Here is an 11,771-nt window from a genome sequence, read left to right as displayed (position 1 = left end):
CCATCCGAGGATCGACCAGAGCGGGTGAGATCCGATGACCCAGGACCCGGGCGGACACGGCCCCGAGCCGACGTTCGCCGACGTCATGAACGGGTTCAGCCTGGACTCCAAGCGCACGCCCAAGAAGCGCCGATGGGGGCGCAACCGTCCGGAGGACGACGTCGAGCCGGAGGGTGCCGCCCCCGCGCGCCGGGTCCCGCCGCCGAACCCGGGCGAGGTGACCGGCCCCATCGGCGGGTCGGCGGCCTACGGGCTGCCGCCCACCCCGGCCGAGCTGGAGGCCCAGCGGGGCGGTGACCGACCGGACCGGCCGGACCGGCCGGCGCCGCAACCGGCCCAGAACACGGGGCAGAACCCCACGTACGACCCAGTGGCAGCGCCGCCGCCGGTGCCCCCGTCCGCGGGTGGTGCCGCCTTCGTCCGGCCCTACGCCTGGACGCGGGGACGGACCAAGTCGGGCTACGAGCTGGCCATCGAGACCCTGGTCTCGGTCAGCAACCGGGCCCGCAGCCAGCTGGAACGGCTGCCGATGGAGCACCGCTCCGTCGCCGACCTGCTGCTCGAGCAGACCCGCTCGGTGGCCGAGGTCGCGGCGCTGTTGTCGCTCCCCCTGGGCGTGGCCCGGGTGCTGCTCGGGGACATGGCCTCGAACGGCACGGTGACCGTTCACCAGACCGCGAGCACCCCCGGCAACGCGCCGGACCTCGCGCTGATGGAAAGGGTGTTGAGTGGACTCCGTCGGCTCTAGGCCACAGCCGCCCCAGCCCGCGGCCGGGATGGCCCGTGCCGCGACGATGTCGGCCAAGATCGTGGTGGCCGGTGGGTTCGGCGTCGGGAAGACCACCTTCGTCGGGTCGGTCTCGGAGATCATGCCGCTGACCACGGAGGCGGTGATGACCGAGGCGAGTGCGTCGCACGACGACCTCTCCGCCACCCCCAACAAGCGGTCGACGACCGTCGCGATGGACTTCGGTCGTGTCTCGCTGGACGCCGACCTGGTGCTCTACCTGTTCGGCACGCCCGGCCAGCAGCGGTTCTGGTTCATGTGGGACGACCTGGTCCGCGGCGCGATCGGCGCCGTCGTCCTCGTCGACACCCGGCGCCTGGCCGACTCCTTCGCCGCGATCGACTTCTTCGAGGACCGCGGACTGCCCTACGTCGTGGGTGTCAACGCCTTCGACGGGCAGCTGCAGCACAGCCTCGACGACGTGCGCGAGGCGATGTCGATCGACCCGGCCGTCCCGATGGTCGTGTGCGACGCCCGGCACCGGCAGTCGACCAAGGAGACCCTGATCGCGCTGGTGCAGCACGCGATGCACCAGCGGATGGCCGCCGGCGCCCGCTGACCCGTACCCGACGGCGGCGCCGGCACATCCCGTGCCGGCGCCGCCGCGGTAGCGCGTCCCTCCCGCGAGGGGATCCGTTCACCCCCGGGCCTGGTCGCGCCCGGCCGGCTGCTCCGCTCCGGCGTCGACCGGGGCGATCGAGGTGATGCGGTGCAGCTGGATCCGGCGCAGCTCGCCGTCGAGCGCGTCGCGGCCCTCGACGTAGCCGCCGCCGACCGAGACCGGCGCGAGCACCCGGTCCCCGGCGACCCCGTGGGCGTCGACGTAGCCGATCCACACGGTCCGGCCCTCGCGCACGGCCTCCTGCAACGACGCCAGGTTCCCGGTCGCGCCGGTGAGCTCACGCCGCCCGGCGACGCTGTCGCGCACCCCGGCCAGGCGGTCCCCCGCCCGCAGTCGCTCGACCAGCTCCTCGGCCCGGTTCGTCGGGGACCGGTCGACGACCCGGCCGGCGTCGCGGGTGCCGCGCCGCAGCCGCGGCTCTGTGCGCCGCCCCTTCGGCCCGAGGTCGACGACGGCACCGCCCGCGTCCTCGGCGGCCGGGCTGAACCCGGCGGCCCGCAGCCCGTCGAGCACCTCGGCCAACGGCAGCGAGCTGACCATGACGGTCGGGGCGATCCGGCGCAGCCCCAGCTCCTCGGCCGCGGAGTGCGCGAGCACCTCGGACAGGAGCACCTCGTCGTCCGAGCGCAGGAAGCAGCTGACCGCCCCACCGCGCAGCCTGCCGTGCCGGCGGGCGACGTCGTCCACCAGATAGGTCAGGGTCTGCGGGACCGGGGTGCGGGAGCGGGCCTCGAGGATCGCGCGGACGTCGTCGGCGGTGCGGCCGGTGTCCAGTGCCCGGCGCAGGCTGCGCTCGGTGAAGCGGTACACCGTGGCGCCGCCCGCGGACTCGACCTCGGCCAGGATCGCGAGCTCGTGCGCGAGGTCCGCCGACAGCCGCCCGGGTGCGACGGCGGTCAGGTCGGCCTGCAGCAGGATCTCCTCCACCGGGGCGGGCAGCGCCGCGTGCAGTGCGGCGGCCAGCTCGGTGGGGTGCCGGGTGGGGTGCGCCGGGTCCGGGCGCAGGGCCGGGTCGAGCAGAACCCGTCCGGCCGTGGTGAGCGCGTCGAGGGCGACCACGCCGATCGCGGTGGCCTCGGCGACGGTCCAGCCGACCGTCTCGTCGCGCAGCCGGCCGCCGCGGCGCGGGGCGTGCCAGGCCAGCAGCCGCGCCAGGTCCTCCGGTGACCCGACCGAGGTGCCGGGTGCGAGATCGGCGAGCGCGTCCAGGACGCGACGGCGGTCCCGCGCGGCGGGGGGCCGACGCGGCCCGTCGGACAGGGCGGTGATCGGCTTGCCGGTCTCGTCGCGGCGCCCCACCAGCCCGGGCAGCCGCGGCAGCTCCAGCCAGGCCTGGGCCAGCACCGCCCAGCGGGACTCCTCCGGGCCGGTGCCCCAGACGTCCCAGGTGGTGGTCGGCAGCCACTCCGGGGTCACCGACTCGGTCGCCCCGACGAGGTCCGCGGCGTACAGGACCTCCAGGATCAGCGCCGCGGTCGGCTCGTCGGTGTCGGCCGCCTTCGCCGCCCGCTTGAGCTCGCGGACGCCGAACCCGCCCGACCGCAGCACCGGCACCGACTCCCGCGCCAGCCACTCCAGGAGCAGGTCGGTGCGGCGCAGGAACTCCAGTGCGGCCCCGGCACCGGTGCCGTCGACCACCGAGGTCTCCCTGGCGCGCAGCGGGACGTCCGGCCGGGACAGGTCCAGCGGCCCCATCGGACGGTCGCCGCGCAGGGCCAGCGCGACCTGGCGGGGCAGCTCGACGGTGTCGGCGTCGCGGCGCACGAGCAGCCCCTTGTCGAGGAGCGACCCGACCGGTCCGGCTGAGCCGTTCGCGTTGCGGGAGCGGCCGACCGGCGGGCCCTGGGAGAGGACGTCGAGGACCTTGCGCTCGTCCTCGCCCACCCCGGCGAGCAGGGTGTCGAGCTCGGAGCTCGCGGCCGGACCGGTGGCGGGGGCGCCGAGCCCGGCGGGCCACGGCCCGACGACGTCGGCGGCCGCGGGGACCAGCGACACCGCGTCGTCCGGGCCCCAGGCCAGCGCGCGGTCGCGCAGCGCGGTGAGTCCCTCGGCGACGGTGGCCGCGTCCACGTCGGGGCCGAGCCAGCCGCGCAGGCCGGCGCCGGGGGTCGTCGCGTCGACCGGGGTCCGCCACGCCGTCGCCAGCACCAGGGCGTCCAGCACGGTCAGCGCCACGGTGCCGAGGTCCTCGCAGGCGCGCTGCACCGACGCCCGGATCGAGGCGCGGGTCGCGAGCACGGTGAGGTCGCCGGGGGGTGGGACGGCGAGGTCCGGACGTGTGCGCAGCAGCGCGGCGAGGAACCCGTCGTCCTGCCCGCGCAACCACTCGACCAGGGACGTCTGCATCGTCGCCAGGGTAGTCGGACGATCGCGGGCGCACCGGGGCGGACAGCCGCGCCCGCGTCCGCGATACTGGACACAGGACACTGCCGCGGTCCCGCTCGGGACCGGACGACGACGCTGGAGGACGCGATGGCCGCCAAGCCCGCGAAGCAGGACCGGATCCACCCGGAGTGGCCGCACTCCGAGGACGGCGACCACCCGGTCACCGAGCTCCTGGGCAGCGTCCAGGGAAACATGTCGCCGTTCGGTGACATCGAGTTCCCGGTCGCCAGCGTGCCCTACGAGCACCCGGTCACCGAGATCAACCGCTGACCGTGGTCGCCGGTCTGTTGCTCGCGGGCGGCGCCGGGCGCCGCATGGGCACCCCGAAGGCGCTGGTCCGGCTGCACGGCGAGCCGCTCGCGGTGCGGGCGGTCAAGGCGCTGCAGGCGGGTGGGTGCGGCCCGGTCACCGTCGTGCTCGGCGCCCGCGCCGACGACGTCACCGACGTGCTGCGCAGCGCGGGCCTGGGCACCGACGGCAGTGACGTCGGTGTCGTGGTCGCCGAGGACTGGGACGAGGGCATGGGCGCGTCGCTGCGGCGCGGGCTGGGGTCGCTGAGCCACCTGCCCGGCACCGGCGCGGCGCTGGTGCACCTGGTCGACCTGCCAGGCATCGGGCCGGAGGCGATCCGCCGGGTCGCCGAGGGTGCGGGACCGTCGTCGCTGCGGCGGGCCGCGTTCGACGGCGTCCCCGGACATCCCGTCCTGATCGGCCGGGACCACTGGTCGGGCGTCGTCGCACTGTCCTCCGGGGACTCCGGCGCCCGCGACTACCTGGCCGGCCGCTCCGACGTGGAGCTGGTCGAGTGCGGCGACGTCGCCGTCCCCGACGACGTCGACACCCCGGGGCAGCTGCGCCGCCTCGCCGGGACCTGAGCCGCCGCACCGGCCCCGACACACCCGTGCCCCGGTCCCTCCGCGAGGGGCCGGGGCATCGTCGTGCCGGGGTCAGATGTTGATGACCTGGCCGGGGGTGATCAGGTGCCCGGCGCCGAGGCCCGGGTTCTTGGACAGCAGGTTCTTCCAGTTCGCGATGCCGTGCGCGGCCGCGATCTTGCCCAGGGTGTCGCCGGACTTCACCGTGTAGGTGCCGCCGGACGACGCCGCGGGGGCGCTGGCCTTCACCCGCTCCGGGGCCCGGGTGCCGGCGTCGGTCTCCAGGGTCCGCGGCGTGGCGGACCCGGATGCGCCGGTCTTGGACGAGCAGGACGGCCAGGCGTTCCAGCCCTGGGCGGCCAGGACCTTCTCGGCGACGGCGATCTGCTCGGCCCGGGTGGCCTGGTGCGCCGACGCGGCGTACTCGCCACCGCCGTAGGCCTTCCAGGTGCTCGGGCTGAACTGCAGGCCGCCGTAGTAGCCGTTGCCGGTGTTCGCGGCCCAGTTCCCGGTGCTCTCGCAGTGCGCGAGCGAGTCCCAGGTGGAGTCGGAGGCGGCGTTCGCGGTGCCCACGACGGTCAGCATCGGGGCGCCGAGGACGGCACCGGCGACGGCGGTCCGGACGATCGTGCGGCCGGCGGTGCTCGGTTTACGGTGTTTCCCACGGTAACGAGGCATGGCAGGTCTCCCGCGTGACGCCACCCGAACCGCACCCGGGGAGTGGGTGCCCGTACCGGCAGCCGGGGGAGCGGCCACCGATCCGTCTGACGATCGGCCCTGTCCCACACCGATACCTCGGGGGCCGGTGACCGCCGGACAGGGAGCGTTGCGGCACCGGAGCCCGACCGCATGGGGGAGTCGGCCGAGCCGGGACCGAAGGTAGGTCACGTCAGAGCGACGCGAAAGTCGACGGCGACACGGCGTGGCGTCGGACGTACCGGACACCCGATGGCCAGGTCTCGCGTTTGCGCAGGTGACAAGCCCCGATCACGAACCGGAAACGTTCGCGCAAACGGTTCGATCAGTTCCACAAACGTGATACAGATCACATCCATTGCTCCATCCGGAGGCCCCTCCTCGGGCACGCGGAGTGGCGAGGGCCACCCCGCCGAGACCCCCGTACTGTCGGGGCGTGACCACCGAGCACCGCCGGCCCGACCCCGCGCTCAGCCACGTCGACGACGCCGGGGCGGCCCGGATGGTCGACGTGTCGGACAAGCAGCCCGGCCGCCGCGCCGCCGTCGCCACCGGGACGGTGCACACCACAGCCGAGGTCGTGCGCCTGCTGGAGACCGACGGCCTCCCCAAGGGCGACGCACTCGCCACGGCCCGCATCGCCGGGATCATGGGCGCCAAGCGCACCCCGGACCTCGTGCCGCTCTGCCACCCGATCGCGATCAGCGGGGTGACACTGGACCTGACCCCGGCCACCGACGGCGACGCCGGCCGGGTCGCCATTCGTGCCGAGGTCCGCACCACCGACCGCACCGGGGTGGAGATGGAGGCCCTGACCGCGGTCGCCGTCGCCGGGCTCACCCTGCACGACATGATCAAGGCCGTGGACCCGGGCGCCGTGCTCGACGCCGTGCGCGTCGAACGCAAGGAGGGCGGCAAGACCGGCCTGTGGGAGCGCGGGGCATGACCGCCGCACGCACCGCCCGGGTGGTCACCGCCTCCAACCGCGCCGCGGCGGGCGTCTACACCGACCGCGGCGGGCCGCCGATCGTCGCCTGGCTGCGCGAGCGCGGCTACGACACCCCGGACCCGGTCGTCGTGCCGGACGGGGAGCCGGTCGGGCAGGCACTGCGGGCCGCCGTCGCCGACGGCGTCGCGGTCGTCGTCACGACCGGGGGCACCGGCATCTCCCCCACCGACGCCACCCCCGAGGTCACCCGGGCCGTGCTCGACCACGAGATCCCGGGCCTGGCCGACGCGATCCGCCGCGCCGGGGAGGACAAGGTCCCCACCGCCGTACTCTCCCGTGGCCTGGCCGGGGTCGCGGGCCGCACCCTGATCGTCAACCTGCCCGGCTCCCCGGGCGGGGTGAAGGACGGCCTCGGCGTGCTCGCCGGGGTCCTCGACCACGCGGTCGACCAGCTGCACGGAGGAGACCACCGATGACCGATCCCGCGACCACGCGGACCGCGACGGTCCTGCGTGCGGCCGTCGGCGAGGAGCCGCTCGACGTCGAGGAGCACGCCCGCCTGGTCGAGCACGCCGCCGCCGGCGCGGTCGTCACCTTCGCCGGTGTCGTCCGCGACCACGACGGCGGGAAATCGGTGCACGGCCTGGAGTACAGCGCGCACCCGACGGCCGCCCGGATCGTCGCCGAGGTCGCCGAGCAGGTGGCCGCGCACTCCCCCGGCGTCCGGGCGCTCGCGGTGAGCCACCGCGTCGGCCCGCTCGACATCGGCGAGGTCGCCCTCGCCTGCGCCGTCGCCGCCGAGCACCGCCGGGAGGCGTTCACCGCCTGCGCCGAGCTCGTCGACGAGGTGAAGCGCCTGCTGCCGGTGTGGAAGCACCAGCGGTTCGCCGACGGTTCCGACGAGTGGGTCAACTCCACCTGAGCCCGGCTGCGCGCCCCGGAACAACGGCGCACCCCCGGAACGACGGAACGGCCCGGGTCCGCCTCCCCACGAGGGGAAGGGGACCCGGGCCGTCGTCCGCCGGGGCGGGTGCTGGGGACACCGCGCGCCCCGTGCCGTCCGTCCCGGATGGCGGTCCGGGGACGGTCGGCGGGATCAGCCGAGGTTCAGGACCTGACCGACGCTGATCACGTTCACGTTGCCGATGCCGTTCGCGGCGGCCAGCTTCGCCACCGAGGTGCCGTGCGCGGCCGCGATCCGGCTCAGCGTGTCGCCCGCCTTGACGGTGTACCCACCGGCGGCCGGGGCGGCGGCCTTCTTCGGCGCGGACGCGGCGGGGGCCGACGCCTTCACGCGCTTGCTCGTGTCGGCCGAGTAGCCGGTGATGCCCAGCTTCTTCGAGCAGGACGGCCAGGCGCCCCAGCCCTGAGCGGCCAGCACCCGCTCGGCGACCGCGATCTGCTCGGCGCGGCTGGCGTTGGCCGCCGAACCCGAACCACCGAAGGCGGCCCAGGTGGACGGGGAGAACTGCAGCCCGCCGTGGTACCCGTTGCCCGTGTTGATCGACCAGTTGCCGCCGCTCTCGCACTGGGCGAGCTGGTCCCAGACGCTGTCCGGGGCAGCGTTGGCGGTGCCGGCGATCGCAGCCGTCGCACCGACCGCGACGACACCCGCCGCAGCCATGCGCAGGAGACTTCGGCCCTTGGGTCCCTTGGTCATCGTTTCGCTCCCACCGCGCCGGCCCGAGGACACACACACTCCGCACAGGAGGTCCCCTGGGCACAGGTGTGCCCGCCGTGTCGTCGCGGGTGCGTCGATCGGGACCGGGGAGCGACGTCCATGACGTCCGCGGAGGTGGTCTCTCTCGTCCCCGTCCCGTTCCGTTCCTCGACGGACCGGACAGCCGCGGGACGGGGGTGGTTCGGCGCGGCGGGTCCGGATGTGTTGCTCGTTCAGGTGGCCGATCCGGTGGACCGACCGACAGAAAGGTGAATGGGCGGAAAGAATTCGTCAACGAAGGGGCCCGTGAGCGGAATCACTGTAACAAGCGTGTAATTATCAGATTCCCCCTAAACGCACTGGTCAACGACGTCACATCACGGACCTATCACGCGGTCATGAACATTTCTGATTCGGAAGCAACTCGAACCTTCCGGGCCGCTCGTTCGTCCTCAGGGCGAGGTGCTCGACCCGCCCGCGCGGGGAGGAGGGCCCTCCTGCTGTGGCCTCGTTCACCGCTCGTCCTGCATGCTGGTTCGGTGAACGACACCGCACCCGGCCCCGGGAGCCCGGCCGAGCTCGCCGACGCGTTGCGCGCGACCGGCTACCTCGCCGACGACGGTCTCGCGGCGGCGGCCTTCCTCGCCCTGCGCATGAACCGTCCGCTCTTCTGCGAGGGCGAGCCGGGGACCGGTAAGACCGCGCTGGCCCAGGCACTGGCCGCCACGCTGGACGCACCGCTCATCCGTCTGCAGTGCCACGACGGCATCGACTCCGGTCAGGCCCTCTACGACTGGGACTTCCCCCGTCAGCTGCTGCACCTGCGCACCCTGGAGGCCGCGAGCGGCCGCGACGGGTTCGACCCCGACACGGTCGAGGCAGGTCTCTACGACGAGCGCTTCCTGCTGGCCCGCCCGATCCTGCAGGCGCTGCGCACCAGCCCGTCGGTGCTGCTCATCGACGAGATCGACCGCGCCGACGACGAGTTCGAGGCCTTCCTGCTGGAGGTCCTCACCGAGCACGCGGTGACCATCCCGGAGCTCGGGGAGGTGCGCGCCGCGACACCGCCGGTCGTCGTCCTCACCTCGAACCGGACCCGGGAGGTGCACGACGCGCTCAAGCGCCGCTGCCTCTACCTCTGGCTGGAGCACCCGAACATCGAACGCGAGATCGAGATCCTGCACAGCAGGCTGCCCGAGGTACCCGAACGGCTCGCCGCGTCGGTCGCGCGGGCCGTGCAGAAGCTGCGCCACACCGACCTGATCAAGCCGCCGGGCGTCGCGGAGACCCTGGACTGGGCGCGGGCGCTGCAGCTGATCGGCGCCCGGCACCTGGACCCGGAGTCGGCGGCGCGCACCCTCGGCGCCGTCCTCAAGTACCGGGAGGACGCCGACCGGGTCCACAAGCAGCTCGACACCCTGCTGGCGTCCTGACCCGGCCGCGATGACCGTTCCCCCGAGCCCGTCCCCGGCGGCCCCGCCCCGGCCGCCCGCGGCGGAGCCCACCGGCACCCCCGACGAGCTGCTGACCGGATTCGTCGGGTTCACCGAGGTCCTGCGCGCCGCCGGGGTCCCGGTCACCCAGGACCGGGTGACCGCCTACCTGGAAGCGCTGGACACCCTGGACGTGACCGACCGGGACCAGGCGTACTGGGCCGGCCGGCTGACGCTGTGCGCCGACCCCGACGACATCGTCCGGTACGACCTGGCGTTCCCGTCCTGGTTCGAGCCGACCAGCAACCGTCCGTCGAGCAACCGCGACGACCGCCCGCCCGCACCGCCGAAGCTGGCCGCACTGCTGCCGGGCCGCGAGGGCGGGGAGGACGACTCCGACGACTCCGACGGCCCGCAGATCAAGGCCGCCGCGACCGGTGCGGAGATCCTGCGCAACCGCGACGTCGGGGAGCTCTCCCCCGCCGAACGCGAGCACCTGCGCCGGCTGATGACCCTGCTCAGACCGGAGCCGCCGACCCGGGCGTCGCGGCGGCGCAGGCGGAACCGGCACGGTGAGGCCGACCCGCAGCGCACGTTGCGCGCGGCGCTGCGCAACCAGGGCGAGATCTTCCGGCTCGCCCGGCGCGACACCTCGCGCCGGCCGCGCAAGGTCGTGCTGCTGATCGACGTGTCCGGCTCGATGGAGCCCTACGCGGACGCGCTCGTGCGCTTCGCCCACGTCGTCGTCCGTCGTTCGCCGCGCTCGGTCGAGGCGTTCACCCTGGGCACCCGGCTCACCCGGATCACCCGTGAGCTGCGGCTGCGCGACCCCGAGCACGCACTGCGCGCCGCGGGGAGGGCCATCCCGGACTGGTCGGGCGGCACCCGGCTGGGCGAGGTGCTGCAGGCCTTCGTCGACCGCTGGGGACGCCGCGGGGCGGCCCGCCGGGCGGTCGTCGTCGTCTTCTCCGACGGCTGGGAGCGCGGCGGCACCGAGCTCCTCGGCACCCAGGCCGAGCAGCTGTCCCGGCTGGCCCACCGGCTCGTCTGGGTCAACCCGCACGCGGGCAAGGACGGCTACGCCCCGGTCCAGGGGGGAATAGTCGCGGCCCTTCCGCACTTGGACGACCTGCTGGCCGGGCACAGCCTGGACACGCTGGAGAAACTGCTCGAGGTGGTGCGCAATGCGTGACGTGATCGACCAGCTCGAAGGCTGGTGGCGCAAGGGTGAGCCGGCCGCGCTCGCGACGGTGGTCGGGACCTTCCGGTCCGCACCGCGCCAGCCGGGGGCCTCGATGCTCGTCGGCCCGGCGGGCGAGGCCGTCGGCTCGGTCTCGGGCGGCTGCGTCGAGGGCGCGGTCTACGAGCTCGGGCAGCAGGTGCTGTCCGAGGAACGACCGGTCCTGCAGCGCTACGGCGTCTCCGACGACGACGCGTTCGCCGTCGGCCTGACCTGCGGCGGCATCCTCGACATCTTCGTGGAGAAGGTGACCCCGGAGACCTACGAACAGCTCGGCCGCATCGCCGAGGCGATCCGCGACGAGGACCCGGTAGCGGTGGCCACGGTCGTCGCGGGCCCCTCGGAGCTGCTCGGCAAGCGGCTGATCGTCTGGCCGGACAAGACCGAGGGCGGCACCGGCTCGGACCGGATCGACGACGCCGTGCGCGACGACGTCCGCGGCCTGCTCGACTCCGGCCGCAACGCGACGCTGACCTACGGCGTCCACGGCGAGCGTCGCGGGGAGGGGCTGCAGATCTTCGTCGAATCGTTCGCGCCGCCGCCCCGCATGATCGTGTTCGGGGCGATCGACTTCGCCGCCGCGGTGGCCCGGATGGGCAGCTTCCTCGGCTTCCGGGTGACCGTCTGCGACGCCCGGCCGGTGTTCGCGACCGCGAGCCGCTTCCCGGGGGCCAACGAGGTCGTCGTCGAGTGGCCGCACCGCTACCTGCAGGCCGAGGCGGACGCGGGCCGGATCGACCAGCGCACCGCACTGTGCGTGCTCACCCACGACCCGAAGTTCGACGTACCGCTGCTGGAGGTGGCGCTGCGGCTGCCCGAGGTCGGCTACATCGGGGCGATGGGCTCGCGACGCACCCACGACGACCGGCTCGAGCGCCTGCGCGAGCGGGGCGTGACCGAGGCCGAGATCGCGAAGATGTCGTCGCCGATCGGGCTGGATCTGGGCGCCCGTACCCCGGAGGAGACCGCGGTGTCGATCGCCGCGGAGATGATCGCCCAGCACTGGGGCGGCGAGGGCATCCGGCTGGCCGAGCGCGAGGGGCCCATCCACGCCTCCTGACATCCCCCCGCTTTCGGCCAGGTCGGCGGCGTGACGTGCTCGCCGCCGACCTGCGGCTCCGCGC

The 11,771-nt window shown here is 74.4% G+C and carries 13 protein-coding genes; 10 read left to right on the top strand and 3 right to left on the bottom strand.

What is annotated here, in order from left to right; all coding sequences use genetic code 11:
- The first annotated feature begins 34 nt into the window (after positions 1-34).
- Together KPL59_RS20485 and KPL59_RS20480 are read left to right on the top strand one after the other, a co-directional pair.
- Positions 35-748, top strand: a complete 714-nt coding sequence (locus tag KPL59_RS20485; protein ID WP_226361700.1) for a DUF742 domain-containing protein — start codon at positions 35-37, stop codon at positions 746-748.
- Positions 749-776: 28 nt separating this feature from the next.
- Positions 777-1,346 (top strand): ATP/GTP-binding protein, encoded by a 570-nt coding sequence (locus KPL59_RS20480; protein ID WP_086002304.1) that lies wholly within the window; start codon positions 777-779, stop codon positions 1,344-1,346.
- 78 nt (positions 1,347-1,424) lie between these two features.
- On the opposite strand, the gene KPL59_RS20475 is transcribed toward KPL59_RS20480, so the two are convergent.
- Complete coding sequence (locus KPL59_RS20475; RefSeq protein WP_226361699.1) at positions 1,425-3,755, bottom strand: helicase-associated domain-containing protein; 2,331 nt, start codon at positions 3,753-3,755, stop codon at positions 1,425-1,427.
- A 126-nt stretch (positions 3,756-3,881) separates the two neighbouring features.
- Here KPL59_RS20475 and KPL59_RS20470 point away from each other — a divergent pair, with 126 nt between their 5' ends.
- Positions 3,882-4,064, top strand: a complete 183-nt coding sequence (locus KPL59_RS20470; RefSeq protein WP_020623622.1) for a hypothetical protein — start codon at positions 3,882-3,884, stop codon at positions 4,062-4,064.
- 2 nt (positions 4,065-4,066) lie between these two features.
- Positions 4,067-4,669: an NTP transferase domain-containing protein gene (locus KPL59_RS20465; protein ID WP_226361698.1), complete on the top strand. Its 603-nt coding sequence runs from the start codon at positions 4,067-4,069 to the stop codon at positions 4,667-4,669.
- Between the two features lie 72 nt (positions 4,670-4,741).
- On the opposite strand, the gene KPL59_RS20460 is transcribed toward KPL59_RS20465, so the two are convergent.
- Entirely contained in the window at positions 4,742-5,347 is a 606-nt protein-coding gene (locus tag KPL59_RS20460) for a transglycosylase family protein (RefSeq protein WP_020623620.1), read from the bottom strand.
- 454 nt (positions 5,348-5,801) lie between these two features.
- On the opposite strand from KPL59_RS20460, the gene moaC reads away from it, so the two are divergent.
- From moaC to KPL59_RS20445, 3 genes are read left to right on the top strand one after another with little or no spacing between them, the layout of a single operon-like run.
- Complete coding sequence (gene moaC, locus KPL59_RS20455; RefSeq protein ID WP_226361697.1) at positions 5,802-6,311, top strand: cyclic pyranopterin monophosphate synthase MoaC; 510 nt, start codon at positions 5,802-5,804, stop codon at positions 6,309-6,311.
- Complete coding sequence (locus KPL59_RS20450; RefSeq protein ID WP_226361696.1) at positions 6,308-6,790, top strand: molybdenum cofactor biosynthesis protein B; 483 nt, start codon at positions 6,308-6,310, stop codon at positions 6,788-6,790. The genes moaC and KPL59_RS20450 overlap by 4 nt, the downstream gene beginning before the upstream one ends.
- Positions 6,787-7,236, top strand: coding sequence for a molybdenum cofactor biosynthesis protein MoaE (locus KPL59_RS20445; RefSeq protein WP_020623617.1), 450 nt, complete (start codon positions 6,787-6,789; stop codon positions 7,234-7,236). Before KPL59_RS20450 ends, KPL59_RS20445 begins: the two co-directional genes overlap by 4 nt.
- Before the next feature lie 174 nt (positions 7,237-7,410).
- Here KPL59_RS20445 and KPL59_RS20440 read toward each other — a convergent pair whose 3' ends face one another.
- Positions 7,411-7,974 carry a transglycosylase family protein gene (locus KPL59_RS20440; protein ID WP_075309808.1) on the bottom strand — a complete coding sequence of 188 codons (564 nt, stop codon included), beginning with the start codon at positions 7,972-7,974 and terminating at the stop codon, positions 7,411-7,413.
- Between the two features lie 539 nt (positions 7,975-8,513).
- Between KPL59_RS20440 and KPL59_RS20435 the strand changes: the two genes are divergently transcribed.
- Genes KPL59_RS20435 through KPL59_RS20425 form a run of 3 tightly spaced genes read left to right on the top strand, consistent with a single transcriptional unit; the run spans position 8,514 to position 11,707 of the window.
- The gene (locus KPL59_RS20435; protein ID WP_226361695.1) at positions 8,514-9,407 is read left to right on the top strand and encodes a MoxR family ATPase; all 894 of its coding nucleotides are present in this window, start codon (positions 8,514-8,516) and stop codon (positions 9,405-9,407) included.
- Positions 9,408-9,417: 10 nt separating this feature from the next.
- Positions 9,418-10,599, top strand: a complete 1,182-nt coding sequence (locus KPL59_RS20430; protein ID WP_226361694.1) for a VWA domain-containing protein — start codon at positions 9,418-9,420, stop codon at positions 10,597-10,599.
- Entirely contained in the window at positions 10,592-11,707 is a 1,116-nt protein-coding gene (locus tag KPL59_RS20425; RefSeq protein WP_226361693.1) for an XdhC/CoxI family protein, read from the top strand. Before KPL59_RS20430 ends, KPL59_RS20425 begins: the two co-directional genes overlap by 8 nt.
- Positions 11,708-11,771: the final 64 nt, after the last annotated feature.

Origin of the sequence: Pseudonocardia sp. ICBG1142 (assembly GCF_020496255.1) — a bacterium.
Taxonomy (GTDB): Bacteria; Actinomycetota; Actinomycetes; order Mycobacteriales; family Pseudonocardiaceae; genus Pseudonocardia.
This window is presented reverse-complemented; position numbering and strand designations above follow the sequence as displayed.